The following is a 26,724-nucleotide window of genomic DNA, read 5'->3' as shown; positions in this document are numbered from 1 at the left end:
GTCAGTTGGCCACTACGTTGGTGGAAAGACTACGTGTATCCCAACGATACAGCCAGCCTGATAACCATTGGAGCAACGTAGTAGAGCCTAAATAATAATACATCAGCACGAGTAATTTAAAGAATCCCCGGCGGAACGTATACGGAATATTGGCTCCGTCGACGTGAAGAATCAGCAGACCAAATAGTAGATATAAGCCAATGATCCAGATGAGAATTGGGACGCTACGTTTGTCGCGGAAAATGACCAGGTTAAGTAACGTCAGACCAAGAAATACATAAACAGCGTAGTTCCAGTAATCGGTATCGAAAACAATCTGTTCATTCATGGTCGCGTAGATTGCCCAAAGCTTGTTTACGTAATCAGATACAAACAAATGAAACGTACCTGGTTTAAAAGGAACGTAGTAGCCCAGAAAAATATAATTCCAGAAAACAAACGGCAGCAAACAGACTACTACAGGCAGCGACGCTTTCAGGATCGCTTTGCCGGGCGAAGAACGTAGTGAGTTGATAAAGAGCAGTAAAGAGCCGGGTAGCACAAACAAAATGGTTTCGGTACGTGTCCAGCAGGCCAGCGCAAAAAATAACGTAGCAGCCAGTAACGTACTACGTGCTGAATCGGCAAAATGTCGTTGCAGGAGCATAACACCCGTTACAAAAAAAGCCGCATTGGCCCAGTCGGTCTGGACCAGAAATGTGTAGGCGAAAAGCTCAGGGCTACAGGCCAGAATACTGACCAGAAATCCAGCCAATAATGGGTGAATTCGTTCGCGTAGTTCGGCGTAAAAGAATAAGCCGAACGCAATAACAAGAATTGGGAGCCAGATTTTTCCGAACGCAAACGGACCAATACCCTCGGAAGCGAGCAAATAAATAATCTGCTGCATAGCTGTAAACGGTGCATAAAAAGGCTGATTGCTATACACCGAAACCGAAGGGAGATGCTCGGTAAAAACCGATGAAATCAGGGTGTGCTCCCGAACGGCAAACGTAGCGACTAAATCCGGCCCGACAATGGTATCGAATGGTAGATTCGGATACCATGCACATTTCCAGATGCTTATAAATAGAATGTAAGTCCAAAAACCGAAAAAAGGCAATTCGCACAGACGTAGTGAAAACGATTTCCAGTCGAAAACACTACGTAGGTAAGGCAATTGGCCACGTAGTAGAACTAACGAAAGTGCGGCTATGATGCCCATCCCTATCAGCATCGGTTTGAGCGAAATTGATACGTGTGAAAACTCCAATACAAACGGAAGTACTGAGCTGATTCCTAAACCCGCCAGCATCGACAAACCGACCAAACTTGCTACGTTAATAGCTACCCGAAACCGGGTAATCAGGCCGAAACCTATCAGAAATTGAGTAATGATAACGAACGTAACGGCTAGGCTCATGGCTTGGTTTTGTAAAAGGCCTGCGCCTGTTTCGGGGTGTAAGCGAAAAATTTCGGATTGTATTTTTTGAATTCGCCCAGCACCAGCGGCCGGTTGTGATCTTTGAATGTTAGGAGAAAAATCTTGTTGTCATACACCCAGAACGTGTGGGTTGCCTGTTGCAACAAAGAATCTGGTGCCGTCATATCGATCAGCTTAACCGACTTGCCAAGGTGATAATACAGCACACTCGGGTATAACCACGAATAGCCCGTAGCCTTTCCCTGCTGATAGGCATTGCGAATCATATAAGCTTGTGGCGGAATCAGAAAGTAATCGTTTGGTTTACAGCGATTTTGTATCAATTCGATATACGAATAGTAGCTTTTATAACCCTCCTGCCGACGAACAGCTATGTCGGTTTTGTTGGCTAATTTCTGATGCTGATCATAAAATCGGCCAACGGTTTCGGATAACCATTTTTGATTTTTCGGTAGCCAGATCATACCACCTAAAAGCAGGCTACTAACTGCCAGATACAGGAATTGTATTTTCCAGAAAGATTGTCTGGAGGCCGGAGGTTCGATCTGCGGGGGAGAAGTCGTCATAAATCAACGTAACAGAAGCTGTCGGGCGAAGATAATCAGCAAAGCCAACAGAGACGAAACGTTGGGGCATCAAACCTAATAAGATAACGTTATATTTGTACGAATATAACGGACCTTCCTCTTTTGAATTTAATGGCCTTCCTCTTTTTTTACGCATGTTAAGATTTACTCACGTTACCGCAGTTGCGGGTTTTATTGGCTTATCTGTTTTCGTGCAATCCGCTCTGGCGCAGCAAGTCGATACGTTAAGCACGGCTCGTATTTTTAAGTTGGGTGAAGTAACCGTTCTGGGTCGACGCGGTATTGATTCCACCAACTCGGCATTAAGCGAACGTATCGAAGCCTTCAACCGGCTCGACGTGGGGCGGGCACTGAATTTATTGCCCGGTGTTACATTATCAAATGTTGGAGCACGCAACGAATCAATGGTATACGTTCGGGGTTTCGATTTGCGGCAGGTGCCCGTTTTTATTGATGGAATTCCAGTTTATGTACCCTACGATGGCTACGTCGATTTAGCCCGATTCACTACGTTCGATCTGGCCGAAGTGAACGTAGCAAAAGGGTTTTCGTCGGTAACTTATGGCCCTAATACGTTAGGTGGAGCAATCAACCTGATTTCGCGCCGACCACAGAAAAAACTGGAGTTCGATGGCCGGGCTGGATTGTTGAGTGGGCAGGGGCATCGGCTAAACCTGAACATTGGCAGTAACCTTGGTAAATTCTATATTCAGGGATCGGCGTCGCAACTGAAACAGCAAACCTTTCCGCTATCGGCCGATTTTGTGCCGCAACCGCAGGAAGATGGGGGCGACCGAGCCAATGCGTTTCGCACCGACCGCAAGTATAGTCTGAAAGTCGGTTTTACGCCGAACGCAACCGACGAATACACCATCAGCTACATCAATCAGCACGGTACTAAAGGCACACCTCCCTACGTTGGTAGCGATTCCCGCCAGACGGCCCGATTCTGGCAATGGCCTTATTGGGACAAAGAAAGTCTGTATTTTATTTCCCGCACGGCTCTTTCAACGAATAGTTATCTGAAAGTGCGGCTGTTCTACGACAAGTTTAAAAACTTGCTTAGTGCATATGATAACAATACGTATACGACGCAGACTCGGGGTTCGTCGTTCAATAGCTACTACAACGACGACACCAAAGGTGGCTCACTTGAATATGGTAATCGCATTGCATCGAGCCACAACCTGAAAGCATCGTTTCATTATAAACACGATCATCACCGAGAAAACAATGCTGGTGAACCCGTTCGTAATTTTATCGACCAAACCATGTCAGTTGGTGTGGAAGATGTTTGGGCATTAAGTAGTAAAGTGTCGTTGGTACCGGGTGTGAGTTACAACAGTCGGCAGAGTTTGCGGGCCGAAAATTATGAGAGTGCCACCCGTTCGATTTCGTCGTTCCCCGGAAATAACAGCGACGCGGTAAATGCACAGATTGGCTTATTCTACAGCCCAATTTCGCAGCGTCAGCTCAGCCTGACGGCGGCCAAGAAAACCCGCTTTGCTACCGTGAAAGACCGGTATTCGTACCGCATGGGAGCCGCTGTTCCGAATCCTGATTTAAAAGCAGAATCGGCTCTGCACTTCGAAGCCGCTTATTCTGACCAGCTTAGCCGATACGTAGCGGTTCAGGCTAGTGCATTTTATAGCCGCCTGAGCGATGCGATTCAGCAGGTAAATAATGTTCAGCCAAATATCTATCAGTTCCAGAATACAGGCCGGGCCGAGTTTTATGGGGGCGACGTATCGCTGAAAGTTCCGGTCAGTACGGCCTTTCAGGCTGGTGCGCAGTATTCCTACATTCGTCGTCGGAACCTGAGTAATCCTGATTTGAAATTTGTTGATGTGCCTGAGAATAAGGTTTTTGTGTATGCACAGGCGCAGATTGTCCGTCGGATTGCGCTGATTGGAAACGTAGAATATAATTCAAGCCGGTATAGCACTAGCTACGGTACACAGGCCGGTGGGTTTATGGTGGCCAACGCCAAAGGCTCGGTACGTATCCAACGCTACGTTAGTTTAGAAGGCGGTGTCAACAACATTTTCGACCGGAATTATGCCTTGTCGGAAGGGTTCCCGGAACCGGGCCGTAATTTCTTTGTTAATCTCGTAATCAGTAACTTATAGAACGTGTTATGCAGACGCTGAAATCACCGATAAACCATTTACGCATTGCGGCTATAACGCTCGTTTGTTCATTTCTTACGCTTGCTGTTCACGCACAAACGGTGCTGTCGATATCGGGCGAAGTGACAAAACCATTAATATGGCAGGCTGCTGATTTGAAAGCAATGGCGCATACCGACGTAACAGCCAAAGAGCGCGATGGTAAAGACCACACGTATTCGGGTATTCCGCTGGTCGATTTGCTGAAACAGGCTGGTGCTACGTTGGGAAGCGAATTACGGGGCGAAAACCTAACGAAATACGTAGTGGTGAAAGCGATAGACGGTTACGAAATTGTATTTGCACTTCCCGAGATTGATCCCGAATTTGCTACACGAACCATTATTCTGGCCGATGCTGTCGACGGTGCTCCATTGGCGCAGGGCGTTGGGCCGTATCGCGTTGTGGTACCGGGCGAGAAAAAACCGGCCCGCTGGATTCGCGAAGTAAAGTCGATAGAAGTACGGTTTGCTAAATAGAATGTATGATATATGATGTAGAATGTAGGATGCATTCAACTTCATATATCATACATTCTACATCATACATCAAATGAGAATCTGGGTAGTTGGACTTATCGGGACGGTTGTTATTGCTGGCGTATCGGCCTGGACGATAGCCGACAAACCGATACCAACTGGCCCATACCCATTGACTTATCCGGCTGCATTCGGAGGGCGATTTACCATTCCGGCCGATAACCCAACCACACAGGAAGGGGTTTATCTGGGTCGGCTATTGTTTTATGAACCCAAACTGTCATCGTCCCAAACCATTGCCTGTGCAAGCTGCCACAAGCAGGAACGGGCGTTTACCGACGGACTGGCACGTAGCGTAGGAGTAAGTGGCAAGCCTACACAGCGAAATTCGATGTCGCTGACCAATTTGCTCTGGGTCAGACAGTTATTTTGGGATGGGCGTTCGAATAGTTTGGAAGAACAGGCGTTGGTACCGCTCGGACACGCCGACGAAATGGGAGCGAAGCCGGGAGAAGCCGCCCGAACGTTGCAGAAAACGACGAATTATCCGGCATTGTTCAAACAGGTTTTTGGTACTGACGAGATTACCGATGCCCGTATTGGCAAAGCCATCGCCCAATTTGAGCGAACCCTCATTTCTGCTAATTCCCGTTATGATCACTATTTGCAGGGAAATTATCAGCTAACCGATTCGGAAAAACGGGGTATGCAACTTTTCAATGCCGCACCGGCCATGGAACGTAACATTCGGGGGGGCAACTGCGCGCACTGTCACGGCGGCCCGAAATTGTATCAGGAGGTTTTTCACAACAATGGTCTTGAGCAGAAGCCGACAGATATTGGTCGTCAGGCTATTACAAAACTAGACCTCGATAAAGGGCGTTTCCGCGTACCGACGCTACGTAACATTGCGCTCACTGCGCCATACATGCACGATGGTCGACTTGCTACGTTAGACGCCGTACTTGATCATTACAGTGAGCACATTAAAAGTAGCCCGACCTTGAGCCACGAATTGCCGGGTCAAGCAAATGGCTTTCACTTAACGAAAAGCGAAAAGACGGATTTGATTGCGTTTATGCGTTTGTTTACCGACAGTACGTTCGTTCAGAATCCGCAATTCGCCAACCCACATCAGATTAGTCATAAATAGTCCTTGTTGGGTTTAATAGCCAGATTTTTTATCTATGAAAAAACTACTTCTTTGTCTGCTGTTGTGTCCATTGAGTTTGCTGGCTCAGCCGCTACGTGTGGCGGTAGCTGCGAATGCTCAGTTTGTGATGGAACAACTGAAAACGGCTTTCCAGAAAAAAACAGGAGTAGAAGTTGAAGCGATTGTGAACTCATCGGGTAAATTGACGACACAGATTCAGCAGGGAGCACCTTACGATGTATTTCTGTCGGCCGATATGGAGTACCCGCAAACCTTGCACAAAGAAGGATTAACCCAAGCCGCTCCGGTTGTGTATGCTTACGGTACGTTGGTGCTCTGGACAGCAGGCGAATTGCCCGTTTCGGCTGATTTGAACGTGTTATCTGACCCGACAGTACGTCATATCGCTATTGCGAACCCAGCTATGGCTCCGTATGGTGAAGCCGCCGTTACGTATCTAAAATCAAGAAAAATGCTGGAAAAGGTGCAGTCTAAAATCGTGTACGGGCAAAGTATTTCGCAGGTGAATCAGTACATTTTATCCGGTTCGGCTGAGATTGGGTTTACGGCCAAATCCGTTGTTCTTGACCCAACACTTACCAAAAAAGGAAAATGGATTGAGCTGCCACAAACAAGTTATCCGCCTATTGCACAGGGCGTTGTTGTCTTAAAACGGACAACTCAGGCAAAAGCCACTGAGCAGTTTATGACTTTTTTACGTAGTGCCGAAGCACGGAATATCTTACAGAAATACGGCTATCGCGTGAAACGTTAATGCAAAATGAATAATGGACAATGAAGAGTAGAAGTTCACTTCTTTTATGCTCATTACCCATTCTGCATTATCCATTTTACATTATCCATTATTCATTACCAATTTATGCCCATCGATTGGGAACCTATTTGGCTGACGCTTCGGCTGGCGGGCATCACTACGTTGCTGCTGTTGCTGATCGGCGTGCCGCTGGCAGGCTGGCTTGCACTAAGTCGGTTCCGGCTGAAGCCCGTTGTTGAAGCCATTATAAGTTTGCCGTTAGTGTTGCCGCCGTCGGTAGTAGGGTTTTATCTGTTACTGGCGTTTAGCCCAACTAGTGGCTTTGGAGCCTGGCTGTTACGTGTTGTTAATCTGCAACTTGTCTTTTCGTTCGAAGGATTAATCGTAGCCTCGCTGCTATATAGTTTGCCGTTTATGGTCCATCCGATTCAGGCGGGGCTGGAAAATCTGCCTGTTTCCTGGCGCGAAGCATCGTATACACTCGGTCAATCGCCAGCGAGAACGTTGTGGCGAGTTTTGTTGCCTAATTGTAAACCAGCATTGCTGACCGGAATTGTGCTGACGTTTGCGCATACCATTGGCGAATTTGGGCTGGTGCTGATGATTGGCGGAAACCTGCCCGGTCAGACGCGGGTAGCGTCGATAGCGATTTACGACGAAGTAGAGCTGCTTCATTTTGAGACGGCTCATGCCTATGCGGCTTTGCTGCTGGCCCTGTCGTTTGCTATTCTGTTGCTGGTTTATATCATCAATAAACGTGTAACAATATGATCGAGCTGGACGTAGCAATTCCGCGTTTGTTTACCGAAAAAGCGAGCGAACTTCAGGTCAGTCTCCAAATCGAGTCGGGCAGCCTGACGGCGTTGGTTGGCCCATCGGGTTCGGGAAAAACGACTGTGCTACGTTTACTGGCCGGTTTAGAAAAACCCCGTAAAGGACGTATCGTTGTGAACGAGTCGGTATGGTTCGATACGGACCAACGTATTAATCTGGCTCCGCAGCAACGTTCAATTGGTTACGTTTTTCAGGATACAGCTTTGTTTCCGAACATGACCGTTCGCGAGAATATTGAGTATGCAGCACTACGTGGACAACAGGATTTGCTCGAAGAATTACTGGAAGCAACAGGGCTGGAAACGTTCGTGAATCAGAAACCAGCGCGTTTGTCGGGGGGGCAACGGCAACGGGTGGCGCTGGCTCGTGCGTTGGTACGTCGTCCGCAAATTTTGTTATTGGATGAGCCATTTGCTGCGTTGGATGAAGAGTCCAGTCAGGTGTTACGTCAGGTTTTACTCGAATTACACAAACGCTGGGGAACCACTACGTTGTTGGTAAGCCATCATGTGCTGGATGTACAGGCGTTAGCTGACCGCGTTGTTCGACTGGTGCAGGGACGTATCGAAACGGATGAACGAATTGATGCTACGTATCGAACCTCGTCTGAACCAGAACGTATCGTCCTGATCGAATTCGATGAACGCCAGCAGCTTTGGTTTGTTGAAACAACATTGACAAAATTACAATCGAGCAATCCGATCTGGAGCCGACGGAAAGTTGGCGATGTAATCAGTACGTAACAGTATTGGTAGTTAGTACGTACTGATTGACCTATGGGTCTATTACGTGTTGCCGAACGTTGGTCTGGGTAAACGTATTAGTTCTTAGGAATTACCACTAAATTCGCAAAATGAGCATCGGTACCGGGGCCAATCATTAAACCAATGGCTCCTGCATCATTCGGACCGTGTTTCAGATCATTGACAATCAACGTGGGTTGAGCGGCACCGTGGACATATAGCCGGGCTTTTTGACCATCAACCACAATCTTTACTTTTGTCCATTCGCCAGCTACCAGATCGACATACGCTTCATACTTTTCGGGGGCTTCCTTACGACTCACATCAAAAGGAAAGTCAGGGTGTGCGCTGTATTGAACGGAATGATTGCGCCGAACCTGGTCTTCAGAACGGCCATTGGTTGGGCGTAAGTAGATGCACTCAAATTTGCCCTCCTCAACAATGCGAAAGACAATGCCAACAAAACCTCGCGCCTGTTCACCGGCAGTGGGCAAGGGTTTGCCAGCAACTTCCAGTTCAATGGTGCCGTTGTGAAAATGTGAATCCTTGATTTTGGCATAGATCTGTGAAGCACCCGCCGTCGACGGGTCTCCAGCATCGACCACACGGACAGATTTCTTACCAAGATAGGTCTCGGCAGATAACTTCACCTGAACTGGAATCAATCCATCTGTGCTGTTGAGGGGCAGTTTCTGTGGAGAGCCCTGAGCCATGGCCGTGTTAAGTCCGAGGGCGGTTATGGCAAGTGAGAGCAATAGTTTGATTTGCATAAATTTGATAGTTAGCGTTCAGGGATGAGTTTTCGGTTTTCGTTGCTCGTTTCAGTACATTTGATCGAATCGAAACAAACTTCCAACTTGACGGATAAATAGACGATTCAAAGCTGTTCAACTTGTGTTCAAGTTTGTACAAATACGTAATGAATTGATAATGATATGTATATGGTAGCGGAGCAGCAGGAATGGCAACTTGCTCGGTGTCGCCAGTTGATTGAAGAAAAAGTAGCCTGGGGGAATTCGGGAAACTGGTCGACGCAGGATTTTGAGCAATTAAGCGAACTCATCGCCAGGCAGACGAACGTTTCCTTAAGCGTAACGACGCTAAAACGTGTATGGGGCCGCGTGAAATACGAATCAGCACCCACAACCACTACGTTGAATGCCTTAGTTCAGTTTATCGGCTACGAAAACTGGCAGCAGTTCAAAAAAGGATTAGGGCCTGATTCAATACCTGAATCCGATTCGCCAGAACGTAGCGTGACCATTTCTCCGAAACCCACTCGACCAAATTCGGCCCGACGTTTGTGGATTGGTGCATTGCTCCTGATGGGCCTCATTAGTGTGTTGGCCATTTTCCTGAATTACATGCAACATCGGCCACTTTCGCCAGATGATTTTTCGTTCAGCAGCCAGCCCGTAACAAAAGGAATTCCCAATTCGGTAGTATTTCATTACGATGCTAGGTCATCACCAACTGACTCCATATTTATCCAACAATCGTGGGACCCACGGCGTCGGCAACTTGTGCCCAAAGACGGTCATTCCCATACGTCAATCTATTATTACCCCGGCTATTTTCGCGCGAAGCTGGTAATCGGTAATCAGATTGTGCAGGAGCATAATTTACTGATTCCGTCGGAAGGCTGGAACGTAGCAGTGATGCAGGAGCCGGTACCTGTGTATTTCAAAGAGGCAGAAGTTCGCCAAAAGGGTAGTTTAGGTGTTCCGGTAGCCCTGATTGAGCAACAGAATATTCCGATGCAGCCCAAGCCACCAACCGTTCGTTACCGCTACGTTCGAGAATTTACTAATCTTCGGAGCGATAACTTTACGATGGAAACCCGACTAAAAAATGACTTTCAAAAAGGCTCGTCAATCTGCCAGCGTGTTACCATCATGATTCATTGCAAGAACGAGTACTTTTCCATTCCACTGTCGGCAAAAGGTTGTATTGGGGATTTAGGTATTTGCTTACCAGGTCATTACGCTGATGCGAAAGACACCGATTTATCTGCTTTCGGAGCCGATTTATCGAAGTGGGTAAATCTTCGTTGCGAGGTTCGGAATGGATTAGCGAAAGTGTATGTGGATGGTAAAAAGGCTTACGAGTTTAAAATTACGGTTGAAGCAAAAGACATTGTAGGAATTAGCTACGATTTTGAAGGGACGGGGTCGGTAGATGCTGTTCGATTTACAAAACCCGATGGGAACGTAGTTTTTGAGGATACATTTGACTCTTAAACATTGATTACTGGAACACAGATTATTATGATCGTTATGATGTACACAGATCATAAGGGATCATAAAAAACTGTGTTATTGATTTGTGTAATGCTTTGACGGTCAGTGGGTTGAAATTGAACTAAGCCTGCCTGTCAGACGTTTATCAGTTGTAGCCTCAACGTCTTTTTATGCCCGATTTCAATCCGTCTTATATACTTTATACTGCCGATGCTCTGAATGGAAGAGGTGAGGCTGTGCTGGCAAAATTTCCGGAAGCCGAAGCGCTTGAAGTAAAGCAACATAACCGGTTGCCCGAACTGGGTATGAATCATTTTAAAATCAAATCCGACGTACTGGTTCTGGGTCGATTAAAGTCGCAGGAAATTAAATGGAGTGGACGTAGCGCCGACTACATTGCGCCAAGTTTGGCCAATGGATGTTTTGGTGGCTGTACCTATTGCTACGTTGACCGACATAAAGCTGTTAATCCAATTACACTCTTTACCAATATAGAGGAAAACCTCGCATCGGTCGACCGGCACGTAATGAGCTTACCGTGGCCCAAAACCGGAAACCAGACCGACACTACGTTCTATACCTATGACATCGGCTGTAACTCCGATATTTCGGTCGACTACAGTCTGACCAGCGGAATCCAGCAGGTTTTTGACTTTTATCGGGATCATCCAAAGGCGAAAGCCACGTTTGCGACGAAGTTTGTGAACCCGGAAATGTTATCATTCGATCCACAGCGAAAAATTCGGATTCGCTTCAGTCTGATGCCCGCCCATGTGAGCAAATTGGTAGATGTACGAACCGATAGCATCGAGAAACGTATTGCCGCCATCAACGATTTTTACGACGCTGGTTACGAAGTCCACGTAAACTTTTCACCTGTAATTGTGTATGGTGGTAAACAATGGCGACATGATTACCGCGATTTATTTCGCCAACTCGATGCTGCACTACGTCCCGAAGTGCGGGCGCAACTCAAATGCGAAGTCATTTTTCTGACGCACAACCAGTGGCAACATCAGGCCAATCTGGCCATTAATCCAAAAGCTGAAGAATTATTGTGGGTACCTGAATTGCAGGAGAGTAAAGTAAGTCAGTTTGGCGGCTGGAACATTCGCTACAATCATCAGTTGAAGCGAAAAATGATTGAGATATTTGAAGGGCTAGTTCGAGAAGAGATTCCGTGGTGTGCGATTCGGTATATTTTCTGAACCCGGATTTAGCAGATTTAAGGATTAACCGGATTTTGTTGATTGATAAAGCGCTTTGAAGAAGCGAAAACAAAATCCGGTTAATCCTTAAATCTGCTAAATCCGGCGGGTTCTAACGACTATGTTGTTTCACGTACTCGTCCATCGAGAAGCGACCAGAGCCTAGCACGATAAATGCCATAAGTAGGGCCAGAACAATCAAGGATAACCAAAGCTCTGAGTTCAGGAAAGAAAATCCCTGCCGAATGTTGACAAAAAAAACCGCAGCCACCAGAATCGGTAACTGGAGAATGCACATGAGTCGCGTGAGGCAGCCAACCATAATTAGAAAGCCGCCCATCAAGTGAGCAAAGGCAACGTAATGAACAGCCATGACCGCGTAAAGGTCAAAATGCAACCCACCCACAAGGTTATGCAGGTAGCCAGTATCACTAATAAAACTAATGCCTTTCAGCACCAGAATAATCCCCAGCATAATGCGGAGAGCGTCAGTCCAGGCGGGGTGATGTGTATCGCCCCAATGCTCAATGCGATGTAATAGGTTCATACGAGTAAGCATTTAGTGAAACTGTACCGAATGTACATAATGAGTACAAAGAAATCAAGTTGATAGCCAGTATGTTAACGTCAAATCAGTTACCCGTATAGTCAGATTTGCCTAGTTTGGTAACAAATTGCCAGTTTCAACATCCGTTGTGGGACAGAAATACGTATCTTTGATTAGTTATGAAAGCAAAATCTGCCCCAAAAGCTGTCTTTACATCCGATACGCTTACCTTCCTTCGCGACTTGGTTCAGAATAATAATCGCGAGTGGTTTCATGCCAATCGGTCGCGTTATGATGCGGCCAAAGCCGAACTCTGTAATGTCGTTGACTACGTATTGAAGGGCTTAGGACCAGTTGAACCACTGGCCAATACGTCGGTAAAAGACTGCATTTTTCGAATCAATCGGGATATTCGATTCTCGAAAGATAAAGCACCCTACAAATCAAATTTAGCCTTTGCCATTGGCCCCGGTGGCCGTCATTCCGGACGAATCGATTACTACGTCCATATTCAGCCGGGCGGCCAATCGTTTGTGGGAGCGGGAATGTGGCAGCCTACGCCAACGAATCTCGCCAAGTTTCGACAGGAAGTTGATTACAATGTTGATGAACTAAAAGACATCATCGAAAACGATACGTTCAAATCGTATTTTACTGAAGCGCAGGGCGAGTTATTGAAAGGTGCTCCGAAAGGCTATTCAGCCGATCATCCTGAAATTGATTTGCTACGTCGGAAAGAGTTATTTTTTATCCATCGGTTCACCGATAAAGAAGTTTTGGGCGCACAATTTGCTGATGAACTTATACAAGGGTGCCGCTTGCTGAAACCTTACTGTGACTGGCTGAATTACTTATTTTTTGACGAAAAAGAAGAGCCTGTTACGTTATTATAGGCTACCTATTCGTATTGCTGGTTGTGATGTGTTGAAAGAGGAGTTGGAAAACCATGATTAGAATGAAAAATAGTAGTCATAAACCAAGTTTTTTCGGTATGAAATTTTGCTTTTTTCTGTTAATGAGCACCTTATGTGTTACGTTGACAAAGGCGCAAACACCATCGCAACTGTCGCTTGGCTATACGTACAAAGTAACTTCGGCTATTCCGGGCAAAGAAGTTTACATTAGCGGACAACGTCCGTATAATGCAAAAGGCGAGTTAGTAGGGGTTGGTAGTGTTGCGAAACAAGCCGAGCAGGTCTTAGAAAATATTAAAGCAGCACTAGGTCGTGTTGGAATGTCGATGGATAACGTAACGCAGATTACCTATAATGTGAAAGGTGAATCGGGAAAAGGATTAGTAGAGCCCGCTCTAGCCCAACAGGTAACGAGTGTTGCCAATACGTACTTTGCGGGAGAAAATAAATCGAAGATAACCAAAACGAACAGTGTGAAGGCGATTGGTAAAGATAACGTATTAGTTGAGATTGAAGTTATTGCAGTGAAGTAACTGTCTGAAAAACAGACTGTAAAAGTTAATTCGTTTTAAAAGACACAAAAGCAGAAAGGCTCACCAATATTGGCGAGCCTTTCTGCTTTTGTGTCTTTTAAAACGATCAAACTACAGCAACCAGCGAAACAGCCTTGGCCTCCAGTTTACTATCGCCCATCAGGTACGTATCGGCAGCACGGGCAGCTTCACGACCTTCCGAGATAGCCCAAACTACCAGCGATTGACCACGGCGCATATCGCCAGCAGTAAACACTTTAGGGTTTGTCGTGGTCTGATAATTAGTAGCTTTTACATTTCCACGCTCATCATATTCCACGCCAAGATCGTCGAGCAGACCATTGTGTTGAGGATGTAGGAAACCAGCAGCCAGAAGAGCTAGTTCACACGGAATATCACGCTCAGAACCCGGTACTTCAACCATCTGCATCCGGCCGTTTTCGTTTTTCCAGTCGAGATTAACGATACGTAATGCTTTCAGATTGCCATTTTCGTCACCAACAAACTCTTTTGTATTGATCGACCAATGCCGGTCGCAGCCTTCCTCATGCGACGTACTGGTACGTAGCATCATGGGCCAGTTTGGCCAGGGCGTACTTTCAGCGCGATCTTTTGGTGGCATTGGCATCAGTTCAATTTGCGTAACCGAACTGGCTCCATGCCGATTCGACGTACCAACGCAGTCAGAACCCGTATCGCCACCACCAATTACCACTACGTTCTTTTCGGTTGCCCAAAGGTCACCATCGCCATATTTCTCGCCCCGATGATCGACTACAACAGGTAAACCAGCGTTACGTTTGTTTTGCTGGCTCAGGAATTCCATCGCCGGATAAATACCTTTCAGATCACGACCTTTAATTGGCAAATCGCGCGGAACGGTGGAGCCACCTGTCAGAATAATAAGATCAAAATCATTCAGTAAATCGTTGGCTTTCAGATTAACTCCAACGTTAACGCCGGTTTTAAACGTAATGCCTTCGGCCTCCATAACCGCAACACGACGGTCGATAGTCCATTTTTCCAGTTTAAAATCAGGAATACCGTAACGTAGCAAACCACCAATCTGATCGGCCCGCTCAAAAACCGTAACGGTGTGCCCTGCTTTGTTCATTTGTGCGGCAGCCGCTAAGCCCGCCGGACCCGAACCCACAACGGCTATCTTTTTGCCGGTACGTTCTTTGGGTAGTTTCGGCGTTACATAACCCCGTTCAAAAGCTACTTCAGCAATCGACTTCTCGATAAACTCAATAGCAACGGGCGGTTTATTGATGCCCAATACGCACGACGCTTCGCAGGGGGCCGGACAAATGCGTCCTGTAAACTCCGGGAAGTTGTTGGTTGAACTCAGTAATTCATATGCGTAGGCCCAGTTCTGCTCAAAAACCGCGTCATTAAACTCTGGAATGATATTCCCGAGCGGACATCCGCTATGGCAGAAAGGGGTACCGCAGTCCATACAACGGGCGGCCTGACGGCCTGAATCCTGTTCAGAATGTGGTACTTCAATTTCCTTGTAATCGTGAATACGGTCTTGTGGAGCGCGTTTTTTGGGTAGCTCACGCGCATACTCTAAAAATCCGGTAGGTTTTCCCATTCTAATTTATGCTCAACCGTTTGTTACGTCAACGGTAATATCCTGATAAACAACATTCTTGTCGCGAATCTGATCGGCTAGCGAAATGCCACGACCTGCCAGCGCCTGACGGAAATCACCAGGCATTACTTTCACAAACTGGCCAATCATATTGTCCCAGTTCTGAATCAATGAAAGTGCTACGTTGCTGGTTGTATACTGGAAGTGTTTATCGACGTATTCCCGAACAATTCCGTGATCTTCAGCCGTTAGCGATTCGAGGCTAACCATTTCGGCGTTTACCTTCGACGCGAACGTGCCATCCTTATCCCAGACATACGCCACACCGCCCGACATGCCAGCCGCGAAGTTGCGACCTGTGTTGCCCAGAATGACAACCAATCCACCCGTCATGTATTCCAGACCATGGTCACCCACGCCCTCAACCACAACTTTAGCACCTGAGTTACGAACGCAGAACCGTTCACCAGCCATACCCCGAATAAAGGCTTCGCCCGACGTAGCCCCGTAGAACGATACGTTGCCAACAACGCTGTTTTCTTCGGGTTTGAATTGAGCCGTCCGATCAGGATATACGATCAATTGAGCACCACAAAGACCTTTGCCGAAGTAATCATTGGCGTCGCCTTCGAGTTCTAGTTTAATACCACTCGTGCTGAAGGCACCAAAACTCTGTCCAGCTGTTCCGCGAAGTTTTACGTGGATGGTACTTTCTGGTAGACCGGGGCCACCATATACTTTCGAAATTTCATTCGACAACATGGTACCGATACTCCGGTCGATGTTCTGAACGGTAAACTCGCCATAAACCGACTCGGCAGAAGCTAAAGCTGGTTGGGCCAGTTCGATAAGCTTACGGTCGAGAACTTCGTCGAGATGGTGATTTTGCTCTTCCTGCTTGAAAAGTGCTACGTCGAGATTCGTTGGCTCTTTATAAAGAAGCGCGTCGAAATTCAGGTTTTTGTATTTCCAGTGAGGCAGATTGCTCCGAAGCTCGAGCATTTGTGACTGACCGACCATTTCGTTGATAGTACGGAAACCCAGCTCAGCCATAATCTCACGAAGCTCCATCGCCAGGAACGTAAACATGTTCACTACGTGCTCAGGCTTACCCGTAAACAGCGCGCGCAGTTCTTTATTTTGCGTTGCTACGCCTACCGGACAGGTATTGAGGTGACACTTCCGCATCATGATACAACCCGCTGCAACCAGCGCAGCCGTTGCTACACCAAACTCTTCGGCACCCAGCAAAGCGGCTACTGCCAGATCGCGACCTGTACGAATTTGCCCATCGGCCTGTACCGTTACCCGACCACGTAGTTTATTTTTTACCAGTGTCTGATGCGCTTCGGCCAGCCCAAGTTCCCAGGGCAGGCCCGCGTGACGAATCGATGACAGGGGAGAAGCGCCCGTTCCACCATCGTAACCCGAAATCAGAATGTGGTCAGCATGGGCTTTTGCTACACCGGCAGCAATCGTTCCAACGCCTGCTTCCGATACAAGTTTAACGCTGATACGTGCTGCACGGTTGGCATTCTTCAGATCGGAAATTAGCTGTGCTAAATCTTCGATCGAGTAAATATCGTGGTGGGGCGGGGGCGAAATCAGACCAACACCGGGTGTTGAATGGCGCGTCCGGCCGATCCAGTCATCGACTTTAAAGCCAGGTAACTGACCACCTTCGCCGGGTTTCGCACCCTGCGCCATTTTTATTTGCAGCTCACTCGCATTGGTCAGGTAATAACTCGTGACACCAAATCGACCCGAAGCGACCTGCTTAATAGCCGAATTCATGCTATCTCCGTTTTCGAGTTTGCTGTAACGGAGTTCGTCTTCACCACCCTCGCCTGAATTGCTCTTACCGCCAATCCGGTTCATGGCAATCGCTAACGTAGTATGTGCTTCCCACGAAATCGAACCGAACGACATGGCACCTGTAGCAAACCGCTTGAAGATGTTTTCGATTGGTTCAACTTCATCAATAGGTACAGCGTTACCTTTCTTGAACTTCAACAGACCACGTAGCGTAATCGCTTTCTGGGTCTGATCGTCGATAAGCTTCGAGTATTTCTTAAAGAGCGCGTAATCGTTCTTTTTGGTCGACTGTTGCAGCAAGTGAATCGTGTCGGGGTTGAAAATGTGTTTCTCACCCCGTTGTTTCCACTGATAAATACCACCAACTTCAAGACGTGGTGCCACCATCGGTGTGTCCGGGAAGGCAACAGAGTGACGTACCAGAATCTCACGGGCAATCTCGTCGAGACCCATACCACCAATGCGTGATACGGTGCCCGTGAAGTACCGGCTCACTACGTCCGAGTTCAGGCCAAGACATTCGAAAATCATGGCGCCCTGATATGATTGCAGGGTAGAGATACCCATCTTCGAGAAGATTTTGAGCAACTCTCCGTTTACTGCCTTGACATAGTTTTTGTACAATTTGTCAAGATCGTAATCAACGCCCAGTAAACCTTTCTCTTTAAGGCTGGCGATGGACTCAAATGCCATATACGGGTTGACACCCGATGCGCCATAACCAATCAACGTAGCAACGTGGTGCGTTTCCCAAACGTCGCCTGCTTCTACGACGATACCAATTTTACCCCGTAATCCCTGACGAATCAGGTAGTGGTGGATGGCTGACGTAGCAAGTAACGACGGAATCGGCGCGTGGCTGGAATCGATGGCCCGGTCAGAGAGCACCAGAATCGAGTAGCCATCCTGAATCGCATCTTCGGCGTAACGACAGATACGGTCAAGTGCTCTCTCAAGCGATTTGCCCTGCCCATCGGCCGTAAACAAACAATTGATGGTTTTGGCTTGAAACTTCGGCTTATCGATAAACCGAAGCTTATCAAACTCTTTGGTTGTCAGTACAGGTTGTTCCAGTTCGACCTGACGGCAATGCTCCGGCGACTCACTCAATAGGTTATACGTTGCTCCTACGAATGAAATCAGTGACATAATCGCACGTTCCCGAATCGAATCGATAGGAGGGTTGGTAACCTGCGCAAACAGTTGTTTGAAGTAATGGCTCAGGTGCTGGCTTTGTTCCGATAAAACGGCCAGTGGTACGTCGGTACCCATAGAGCCTAGCGCTTCCTTGCCCGTTTCAACCATCGGCGTCAGAATCATCCGAAGATCTTCCGACGTGAAGCCAAAGGCTTGCTGCATACGTAGCAACTTAGCCGGATCGTAGTGGTTATACGAACGGATTGGAGCCTCAAGATCTTGAATCTTGATTTTATTATCTTCGAGCCATTGCTGATAAGGCTTACGCGAACAGATTTCGGCTTTAATTTCTTCGTCAGCAACAATCCGGCCCTGTTCCATATCAACCAGGAACATTTTTCCCGGTTGCAAACGGCCTTTCGATACCACTTTAGCAGGGTCGATGTCGAGTACACCCACTTCCGACGCCATAATAACGATATCTTCGTTGGTCACCCAGAAACGTGATGGACGAAGGCCGTTCCGGTCGAGGGTTGCGCCTACGATACGTCCATCGGTAAACGAGATCGATGCAGGACCATCCCAGGGCTCAATAAGGGCAGCATGGAATTCATAGAACGCCTTCCGAACGGGGTCCATGTGCTCATTACCATCCCAGGCTTCAGGAACAAGCATCATCATCACATGCGGCAATGACCGCCCACTCATCACAAGTAGCTCGATTGCATTGTCGAGGTTGGCTGAATCCGACTGTTTAGGATCGCAGATGGGCAGCAGCATGTCCATCTCATCTTTCGTAAATTTCGAAGTTTGTAGCAACCCTTCGGCAGCTTTCATCCAGTTTACATTACCACGTACCGTATTGATCTCCCCGTTGTGGGCAATATACCGGAATGGCTGAGCCAGCTTCCACGATGGGAACGTATTGGTTGAGAAACGTGAGTGAACAACCCCAATTGCCGAAACCACTCCATCCTGTTGAAGATCCGGAAAGTAAGGTTCCAGTTGAAGAGTAGTCAACTGACCTTTATACGTAATGGTACGGCAGGAAAGTGACGAAAAATAGAAATGATCGACACCTGCTACCGTCTCATTAATAAGCCGAGTGCTGTAATTTCGGAGAATGTAGAGTTTTCGCTCAAAGTCTTCGGGGTTAGTAATATCGGCAGGTCGTTTAATAAACACCTGCTCCATTTGTGGCTCAGCCGAACGAGAGCCAGCACCCAAATCACTGTTATTAACGGGCACCACCCGATAACAAAGTAACTCAAGACCCAATTTCTTCATGTTCCGGTTCAGAATGGCCCGGCATTCTTCGCGCAGCCAAACATCTTTCGGAAAATATACCATACCGACACCGTATTCGAGTGCAGGAGGTAAATGAACGCCCAACTTGCGGGTTTCGTCTACGAAAAATTCGTGCGGTAGTTGAATTAGCAAGCCCGCGCCGTCGCCAGAATTTGGCTCGGAGCCAACGGCGCCCCGGTGTTCCATCCGACGAAGCATCTGGAGCGCATCCGAAACAATCTGGTGAGACTTGCGGCCTTTGATATGGGCCACAAAGCCAATACCGCAGTTATCGTGTTCAAATTCAGGGCGGTAAAGTCCCGCCAGTTGGTCAACCTGATCAGACATGGTCGTAACAGTGTTGGGTAATGCCGCTGTTTGCCGAACGCTGTTGCCAAAATTGCAACAAACAGGGGCGAATTGTAAGAAAATCTAAATTATCAAAATAATCCAGCCGGAAAACATTATGAAGGAGTGCGGCTGAATTGACGGGCGTTTGTGACAAAGTCACGCAATATACTACAAAAAAAAGTCGGTAAAAACAGGTTTCCCCGGAATTTTATAGGGAATGGCTCTAATTGTAATTTTGGTTATACTTGTTCTTGAAAAGTGAATAAAATGAATCATTTGCAAGACACTTGAACTAGGAAAAATACCAAAATGACGAAGGGCGAAATGACCAATTTGAGATCGTTTCGCCCTTCGTTTACTCTGTGATTCGGCTGGGATTCGAACCCAGGACCCATACATTAAAAGTGTATTGCTCTACCAGCTGAGCTACCAAATCATTTTCCCTTTCGAGTCGTCCGTGTTTCGTTGTCGTCGTTTGGGATTGCAAAAGTAGAAGTTTATTTTTCTAGATGCAAGCCTCACTCAAAAAAAATTTAATTGCTGAGTCAGTTTTATGGCCTCTACAGCCTCTAAAACGTCATGTACACGTAGTATTGACGCACCTTTCAGTAGGGCTGTGGTGTGCAAAACAGTAGTACCATTTAGCGACTTATCGGCACTGATGTTCAGTGTTTTCCAAATAGTCGTTTTTCTGGATAGACCAACCAGAATTGGCTCGTCGAACAAAGTGAACGAGTGAAGCTGGTTTAGTAAAAAAAAATTTTGCGCTGGCGTCTTCGCAAAGCCAAATCCGGGATCAATAATGACATCTTTCAAACCCCAATGTCTCAGTTCTGTTATTCGAACCGCTAATTCATCTAGCACTTCCAATACGAGATTATCATAGTTGGCCAGTGATTGCATTGTTTGAGGAGTGCCACGCATATGCATCAGTACGTATGGGACACTTAATTTTGCTACTGTCTCAAACATATCGGGGTCAAGTGAGCCACCTGCTACGTCATTAATTAACGCTGCGCCAGTTTCTACAGCCTGACGAGCAACCGAAGCGCGGAACGTATCGACCGAAATTAGAGCGTCGGGGAAAGTGTTAAGAATAGCTTCAATAACTGGCAATACACGATCGGCCTCTTCGGTGGGTGAAACTTCGGCCGCACCGGGCCGGGTAGAATAGCCACCCACATCCAGAAACGTAGCACCTTCGTCAAGCATTTTTCGGGCCGCTTCAACGGTTTTTTCTAACGTAACGCGACTGTCGGCAAAGAACGAATCAGGTGTTACATTCAGGATTCCCATTACGGCGGGCGTTTGTAAATCTACCAGCCTTCCCCGGCAGTTCAGCGTTTTTTTCGTAACTTTCGGCATAAAAAAAGTCATTAGTCGTTAGTCGCTATTAGAGCATTTTTATTGTAACTACCGACTTGTGGTTGTCGACTGGCGACTATGAGCAATACTGAAACCGAATATCGGCAGGTTATCCAACGCTGCAAAGATCTCTTCTTAAAAAAGAACAAAGACTATGGTACGGCATGGCGCATTTTACGGCTGCCCAGCATCACCGACCAGATTTTTATCAAAGCCCAACGTATTCGGACCTTACAGGAAACGGGTGTCAGCCGGGTAGGCGAAGGCATTGAACCTGAATTTGTTGGTATCATTAATTATTGTGTAATGGCGCTGATTCAGTTGCGTCTGGCAAATGATACGTTGGCAGAATCGCCCCGGATGGATATTCCGACCGATGAACTTGAACAACTCTACGATAGGGAAGTTGGCAAGGTTATTGACCTGTTATTTGCCAAAAATCATGACTATGGCGAAGCCTGGCGCGAAATGAGGGTTAGTTCAATGACCGATATTATTCTGATGAAACTTCTGCGAACGAAGCAGATCGAAGATAATCAGGGTACTACGCTAGTGTCGGAAGGCGTTGATGCTAATTATATGGATATGATCAATTACGCCGTTTTTTGTCTGATTAAACTGACTAATAAATGAATAATTGATAATGTAGAAGGAATAATGCTTACCTCGCTACATTATTATTCATTAAAAAAATATGAACCCAACAGCTTCTCAGCCTAAAGTTAAGACCGGCACGCCACCGATGCTGATTGCCGCCCGTACAGCCCGAATTCTGGTCGGAATCGTTTTTATTTTTTCGGGTTTTATTAAACTGAATGACCCGGTTGGGACCCAGATTAAGTTTGAGGAATATTTTGAAGTGTTTGCGCAGGACATACCTTTTCTGCATGACTTCTTTATGGGGCTGGTGCCATTTACACTGGTGATGTCGGTGCTGTTTTGTGCGGCCGAAATCATTCTGGGCGTAGCGTTGCTGGCGGCTTATAAACCCAAAGTTACGGTTTGGCTATTATTTTCCCTGATCATCTTCTTTACTTTCCTAACATTTTATTCGGCATATTTCAACCGGGTAACAGACTGTGGTTGCTTTGGTGATGCAATCAAACTAAAACCCTGGACTTCGTTTGGAAAGGACGTAGTACTGACCGTACTGATTCTATTTATTATTGGGCATCGAAACCGATTACGTGCGCGTAACACAGGCTGGCTGGTGGCTTTAATAACCATTCTGACGCTTGGGCTGGGTGTTTACGCCGTTCAGTTTTTACCACCAATCGATATGCTTCCTTATGCAGTCGGGAAAAGTATTCCGACGCAGATGAAACCTTCTGAACCGCTACGTTACAAGTATATTATGGAACATGCTGGCCAGACGGTTGAACTGGAAAAATATCCTACCGAGCCGGGATACACCTTTAAAGAAATGGTGCTGGTTAATGAGAATGCCAAGCCAAAAATCACAGACTACCGGGTTTGGGACGATACGGGTGATTTCACTCAGGAGACTTTCGAAGGTAAAAAGCTGTTTATCATCATCAAGAATACAGCCGATATCGATGCTGGGAGCCTGCCAGCGATACGTTCTTTGGTTGAGGGGCTAGAAGGCTCCGACATTAAGCCATTTATTCTTACCTCAACCAGCGACGACGAAATTAAGGCGTTCCGGAAGGAGTTTCAACTGGAAAGTGTGCCTTATTACAAAGCCGACGCTACGGTTCTAAAAACAATAATGCGGTCAAATCCGGGTACATGGCTGCTTAATAACGGCGTAGTACGTGGTAAGTGGCATTATAATAGTACGCCCGATGCGGAACAGGTAAAGAAAGTTGTGAACGAGTAACATGAGTAAAAGAGTGAAAGAGTGAAAGAGCGAATTGCCCCAATGGTTTTCACTCTTTCACTCTTTCGCTCTTTTACTCTTTCTATAGATGAAAAATATTTTCCTTATTGGAATGCCTTCGTCGGGTAAGAGTACGTTGGGGAAACGTATTGCCGACACACTGCACTACCGTTTCGTTGATACCGATAAATTGATTGTTCGGGATGAAGGGCGTTCGATAGCCGATATTTTTGCGCAATCGGGCGAAGATTATTTTCGGGAAGCTGAACGTCGGATACTACGTACGATTCGGCCGGGGGGCAATACTGTTGTGTCGACCGGAGGGGGGATGCCGTGTTTTCACGACAATATGACCTATATAAATACTACGGGTATATCCGTTTTTCTAGATGTTCCTATTGACGTGTTACTACGTCGTATTCTGGCACATGCTCAGGAAGATCGTCCGCTTAATAATCCCAGCGATCCCAATTTACAGGCAGTACTAGAGCAACGCTACGTTAACCGATTGCCAATTTATAGACAGGCTAACATAATCCTTTCGGGAGAGATAAACGAAGAAGAAATTCTACTAGAATTAGGGAAATGGTTGTGAGTGAATCTAGTATCAGGAGTGAGGAGCGAGTGATGAGGGTATTTTTTCCTCCTTATCACTCGCTCCTAATATTTTTAAAAAAACACGCCTAAAGATAGCATGACATTGGTATTTCGGTTGCTGACAGCAACAGTGGGGGTATCGGCATCACTAGGCAATTGAAAGGGCGAAAAGCCTGATTTGTAGGTCAGGTAGGTGCCTGATAGATCGGCAAAGAATCGGTCGTTCCGGACTCCGATACCACCCGAAAAGAGCAGTTTAGTCCGATCTGCACGAGCGACCCGGTCGAGATTAAGTTTGTAGGCACTTGGCAGATACCCTACGCCCGCCCGAATGCGGAATAATCCGGCCCGAATTTCGGCACCACCACGCAGATTAATAACATTGTCGTAGCTATCCTGAATGATCGATTTTACGTCATTTTTGAAATCCGTATTATCCTGTTGATTCGAGAACGTAGAGGTACGAACACGCATGGTTTGATAGCCCACATATTCGGCTGTGGCGGTTAGAAAACCGAATTTACCCATAAAGAACGTAGCGCCTGCCGATGCACGTAACGGTGTTTGCAGCGAATATTCAAAATTATCGTAAGGCGTTACTACGTCTACGTAGTTCGTCTGCAAAACAATTCCATCGGGATTGGGCGTACGAACAGATGCATTTAACGTACGGCCGAATACTTCGTTGGCACTGCTCCATGTTGGTGACACGATGGTTGCGCCCACCTGCAATTCGGGCATCAGTTTGTAAATCATACCCAGCGTTAGATTGATGCCATTGCCGGTTACGTCAACACGGGTTGTTTGACCATAGTTGTTAAAATACGCACCATTGATCGGGGTTTCTATAAATACCGATTCATAAGCGTAACGTAGACGAGTTAAAGCAAGTGAACCACCTATGTAGAATTTGTTATCGAGGTTACCTGCATAGGCCAATGTCCACTGTGAGTGTGTGCCTGATTGCGTACGGGTAGCTCGTTGGTCTTTACGGGTGTTCGCATCGTAACGGGTGTACGGAGGGCCTGAACCATTTTGACCTAAATCGGTGGGGTTAATGAGGTAAAGGCCATAGGCTGCAGCTTCGGTAAAATCAGCCTGCCGTTCACCGGGTCTGAATCCATCGCTCAGCTCGGCTTCGCTGTATCGGGCACTGTTAGCACCATTAATATACGTTTGGAGCAACGATGAGTTTGCGTTGTTGTTTTGCCCACGAGCATCGGAGTAGTCGTAGAAATTCGTTGACTGTGAATACGTAACGCCAAACGCTGAACGTTTCCAACGACGGCTTCCGTTTGTGCTACCGGCAATGACAAGCCCCAGTTCGCCCACACTCACTTTGCCATTGCTACCATTTAGCTGCTGACCCAGAAAAGTCGTTTGATTGTTTGACGACGTAAAAGCTGGGCTGATACTCAGCTCCGAACGGTTGTAAAACCCTAACCCGGCTGGGTTTCCAAAAATATTACTGGCATCACCCCCCAAAGCAGCATGATTGCCACCTATGCCCCGAAATCGAGCCGTACCATTCTGACTAAAATCAGAAAACCGAAAGGCGTCATCCGCATAATCAGCGGTTGGCCCCTGACCATAGGACAGTTGTGCTGCTAACGCGGTGACCGCCGAAAGAAAGAACTGTTTTTTCATATTTATAAAGCGATTGGTGGAGGTTGTCACGTCTTATGCACCTTAGAATGATTACTCGATCAAACGTTTAATGAAGGTGAAAAAATACGTAGCAGACTCACAATGTAAACAAAACGAAAATCCCCGCTAATTGTCCTAATTAACGGGGATTTTTTACTAATAATTTAATGGCTTATCTTGGACCACGTCCGCCACCACCTCCTCCGCCACCGAAGGAGCGGCCGCCACCTCCACTGCTGGGCGCACTGAAGCTAGGCTGACTTGGCGCACTGTAGCTAGGCTGCTGGAAACTACGGCTGCTTTGTGATGGCTGCTGGAAGCTAGGCTGCGATTGCTGATAGCGTTGGGGAGTAATGCTGCTCCGTCCGCTTTCGGAAGGAGAGAAGCTACCCCGGCTGCTTTGGCGAGGGCGAGCGTAATAGTCGCCTGAGCCCGAATTGCTATTGTAAGAAGGAGCCGAAACGGCATTGCCTGCGCGGCCACCGCTGCTGGTAGCTCCACTACCGTTGTCGTAATAGTACGACGAGCCACGGCTCGAACCACGGCTGCTGGTACTTGGACGAGCGTAGTAACCATCGCTGCCGCTTGTGGCAGGACTGGTTGAGCCATTGTAATCGGCACTCCGACGGCCTCCATTCGGATTATACGTACGGGGCGAGTTGTCGAAGCCATTTGCATAACGGCCTGCAGAACGGTCGTTGCTACGTACGTAAGAGCGATTCCGATAAGGATCGGCACCTGCTACGTAAACATTGTTAACATATACTGGACGACCGCCCCAGCCACCCCAGCCACCATATCCATAATAAGAATAAGGTGAATAGAATGGGCTGTAGAAATCATTATAGCCCCAGCCACCGAAACCGCCATATCCGTAAGGTGAGTAGAACGAGTTGTACGCAAAAGCGTTACCGTATCCGTAAGGCGAATAAAATGGACTACCGAATCCAATACCAAAGCCCGGGCTAAATGCACTCATGCCTAAACCAAGGCCCAGTCCATTATAAAAGCCCGTATTGTTGAAGCCCCAGCGATTCCAGCTATAAGCCGATGCTGTAGCGGCATTATATCCGTTCACGAAACCCGAGTTGTAACTATTGTCGTCGCCCCAACCTGGATCAGGAGAAATGCCACGATTAAGTTTACGAGCGCTCAGTTCGGTGTAATACTCATCGGTATTTGCACTATAGTTCTGTTCGTCGTTATAATCCGGATTGTCGTTGCGTGAACGTTGTTGCTGACGTTCGTACCGTTGTTGACGGCGGCTCAGTTGCGAATCACTGTAAGAATCCTGATTGCTTGCATATATCTCCGAGTTATTGGCAATACCATACAGATCATCAGATTCTGACGTATTTTGGGCTGTTTGACGACTGGAGGAACAACTCCAGATACTAATCAGAGCAGCCAGTGTCAAATAGCGATATAAGGGTTGCGTTTTCATTTGGCAAGGGAATTAACGTAGTGAAAACTCATCAATGAGT

Annotated in this window: 22 protein-coding genes and 1 tRNA gene; 13 read left to right on the top strand and 10 right to left on the bottom strand. The window is 47.0% G+C overall.

The window, feature by feature from the left end; genetic code table 11:
- Position 1: 1 nt before the first annotated feature.
- Both ACYVD4_RS08520 and ACYVD4_RS08515 read right to left on the bottom strand, forming a co-directional pair.
- The gene (locus ACYVD4_RS08520) at positions 2-1,402 is read right to left on the bottom strand and encodes a hypothetical protein (RefSeq protein ID WP_460944411.1); all 1,401 of its coding nucleotides are present in this window, start codon (positions 1,400-1,402) and stop codon (positions 2-4) included.
- Positions 1,399-1,989, bottom strand: a complete 591-nt coding sequence (locus ACYVD4_RS08515) for a hypothetical protein (protein WP_460944409.1) — start codon at positions 1,987-1,989, stop codon at positions 1,399-1,401. Before ACYVD4_RS08515 ends, ACYVD4_RS08520 begins: the two co-directional genes overlap by 4 nt.
- A gap of 155 nt (positions 1,990-2,144) precedes the next feature.
- Here ACYVD4_RS08515 and ACYVD4_RS08510 point away from each other — a divergent pair, with 155 nt between their 5' ends.
- The 6 genes from ACYVD4_RS08510 (at position 2,145) to ACYVD4_RS08485 (ending at position 8,162) form a co-directional block, all read left to right on the top strand.
- Positions 2,145-4,139, top strand: coding sequence for a TonB-dependent receptor plug domain-containing protein (locus ACYVD4_RS08510; RefSeq protein WP_460944407.1), 1,995 nt, complete (start codon positions 2,145-2,147; stop codon positions 4,137-4,139).
- An 8-nt stretch (positions 4,140-4,147) separates the two neighbouring features.
- Positions 4,148-4,657, top strand: a complete 510-nt coding sequence (locus tag ACYVD4_RS08505) for a molybdopterin-dependent oxidoreductase (protein WP_460944405.1) — start codon at positions 4,148-4,150, stop codon at positions 4,655-4,657.
- Positions 4,658-4,730: 73 nt separating this feature from the next.
- Positions 4,731-5,810: a cytochrome-c peroxidase gene (locus ACYVD4_RS08500; protein WP_460944403.1), complete on the top strand. Its 1,080-nt coding sequence runs from the start codon at positions 4,731-4,733 to the stop codon at positions 5,808-5,810.
- 34 nt (positions 5,811-5,844) lie between these two features.
- Entirely contained in the window at positions 5,845-6,585 is a 741-nt protein-coding gene (gene modA, locus ACYVD4_RS08495) for a molybdate ABC transporter substrate-binding protein (RefSeq protein ID WP_460944401.1), read from the top strand.
- A gap of 105 nt (positions 6,586-6,690) precedes the next feature.
- Positions 6,691-7,356: a molybdate ABC transporter permease subunit gene (gene modB, locus ACYVD4_RS08490; RefSeq protein ID WP_460944399.1), complete on the top strand. Its 666-nt coding sequence runs from the start codon at positions 6,691-6,693 to the stop codon at positions 7,354-7,356.
- Positions 7,353-8,162 carry a sulfate/molybdate ABC transporter ATP-binding protein gene (locus tag ACYVD4_RS08485; protein WP_460944397.1) on the top strand — a complete coding sequence of 270 codons (810 nt, stop codon included), beginning with the start codon at positions 7,353-7,355 and terminating at the stop codon, positions 8,160-8,162. The genes modB and ACYVD4_RS08485 overlap by 4 nt, the downstream gene beginning before the upstream one ends.
- A gap of 77 nt (positions 8,163-8,239) precedes the next feature.
- On the opposite strand, the gene ACYVD4_RS08480 is transcribed toward ACYVD4_RS08485, so the two are convergent.
- Entirely contained in the window at positions 8,240-8,932 is a 693-nt protein-coding gene (locus ACYVD4_RS08480; protein ID WP_460944395.1) for a hypothetical protein, read from the bottom strand.
- Positions 8,933-9,097: 165 nt separating this feature from the next.
- On the opposite strand from ACYVD4_RS08480, the gene ACYVD4_RS08475 reads away from it, so the two are divergent.
- Positions 9,098-10,402, top strand: coding sequence for a hypothetical protein (locus ACYVD4_RS08475; protein WP_460944393.1), 1,305 nt, complete (start codon positions 9,098-9,100; stop codon positions 10,400-10,402).
- Positions 10,403-10,572: 170 nt separating this feature from the next.
- Positions 10,573-11,610, top strand: a complete 1,038-nt coding sequence (locus ACYVD4_RS08470) for a spore photoproduct lyase family protein (protein WP_460944391.1) — start codon at positions 10,573-10,575, stop codon at positions 11,608-11,610.
- A gap of 112 nt (positions 11,611-11,722) precedes the next feature.
- Here ACYVD4_RS08470 and ACYVD4_RS08465 read toward each other — a convergent pair whose 3' ends face one another.
- Positions 11,723-12,157: a DoxX family protein gene (locus ACYVD4_RS08465; protein WP_460944389.1), complete on the bottom strand. Its 435-nt coding sequence runs from the start codon at positions 12,155-12,157 to the stop codon at positions 11,723-11,725.
- Between the two features lie 179 nt (positions 12,158-12,336).
- On the opposite strand from ACYVD4_RS08465, the gene ACYVD4_RS08460 reads away from it, so the two are divergent.
- Positions 12,337-13,050, top strand: a complete 714-nt coding sequence (locus ACYVD4_RS08460) for a DUF2461 domain-containing protein (RefSeq protein ID WP_460944387.1) — start codon at positions 12,337-12,339, stop codon at positions 13,048-13,050.
- A gap of 98 nt (positions 13,051-13,148) precedes the next feature.
- Entirely contained in the window at positions 13,149-13,604 is a 456-nt protein-coding gene (locus ACYVD4_RS08455; RefSeq protein WP_460944385.1) for a RidA family protein, read from the top strand.
- A 106-nt stretch (positions 13,605-13,710) separates the two neighbouring features.
- On the opposite strand, the gene ACYVD4_RS08450 is transcribed toward ACYVD4_RS08455, so the two are convergent.
- The 4 genes from ACYVD4_RS08450 to folP form a co-directional block, all read right to left on the bottom strand.
- Positions 13,711-15,201 (bottom strand): glutamate synthase subunit beta, encoded by a 1,491-nt coding sequence (locus ACYVD4_RS08450; protein ID WP_460944383.1) that lies wholly within the window; start codon positions 15,199-15,201, stop codon positions 13,711-13,713.
- A gap of 12 nt (positions 15,202-15,213) precedes the next feature.
- Entirely contained in the window at positions 15,214-19,788 is a 4,575-nt protein-coding gene (gltB, locus tag ACYVD4_RS08445; RefSeq protein ID WP_460944381.1) for a glutamate synthase large subunit, read from the bottom strand.
- A gap of 366 nt (positions 19,789-20,154) precedes the next feature.
- Positions 20,155-20,227: transfer RNA gene (locus ACYVD4_RS08440), tRNA-Lys, on the bottom strand.
- Between the two features lie 86 nt (positions 20,228-20,313).
- Positions 20,314-21,156 (bottom strand): dihydropteroate synthase, encoded by an 843-nt coding sequence (folP, locus tag ACYVD4_RS08435; RefSeq protein WP_460944379.1) that lies wholly within the window; start codon positions 21,154-21,156, stop codon positions 20,314-20,316.
- 78 nt (positions 21,157-21,234) lie between these two features.
- On the opposite strand from folP, the gene ACYVD4_RS08430 reads away from it, so the two are divergent.
- The 3 genes from ACYVD4_RS08430 (at position 21,235) to ACYVD4_RS08420 (ending at position 23,591) form a co-directional block, all read left to right on the top strand.
- The gene (locus ACYVD4_RS08430; RefSeq protein WP_460944377.1) at positions 21,235-21,789 is read left to right on the top strand and encodes a DUF1599 domain-containing protein; all 555 of its coding nucleotides are present in this window, start codon (positions 21,235-21,237) and stop codon (positions 21,787-21,789) included.
- Positions 21,790-21,850: 61 nt separating this feature from the next.
- Complete coding sequence (locus tag ACYVD4_RS08425) at positions 21,851-22,996, top strand: BT_3928 family protein (RefSeq protein ID WP_460944375.1); 1,146 nt, start codon at positions 21,851-21,853, stop codon at positions 22,994-22,996.
- Positions 22,997-23,084: 88 nt separating this feature from the next.
- Complete coding sequence (locus tag ACYVD4_RS08420) at positions 23,085-23,591, top strand: shikimate kinase (RefSeq protein WP_460944373.1); 507 nt, start codon at positions 23,085-23,087, stop codon at positions 23,589-23,591.
- A gap of 74 nt (positions 23,592-23,665) precedes the next feature.
- Here the strand turns inward: ACYVD4_RS08420 and ACYVD4_RS08415 are convergent, their stop codons facing one another.
- A complete protein-coding gene (locus ACYVD4_RS08415) occupies positions 23,666-25,240 on the bottom strand; it encodes a hypothetical protein (protein ID WP_460944371.1) in 1,575 nt (524 codons plus the stop codon).
- Positions 25,241-25,412: 172 nt separating this feature from the next.
- A complete protein-coding gene (locus ACYVD4_RS08410; RefSeq protein ID WP_460944369.1) occupies positions 25,413-26,684 on the bottom strand; it encodes a hypothetical protein in 1,272 nt (423 codons plus the stop codon).
- Positions 26,685-26,724: the final 40 nt, after the last annotated feature.

This window comes from Spirosoma daeguense, assembly GCF_054776875.1.
The sequence above is the reverse complement of the archived record's forward strand: the minus strand, read 5'-3'. Positions and strand labels throughout refer to the sequence as shown.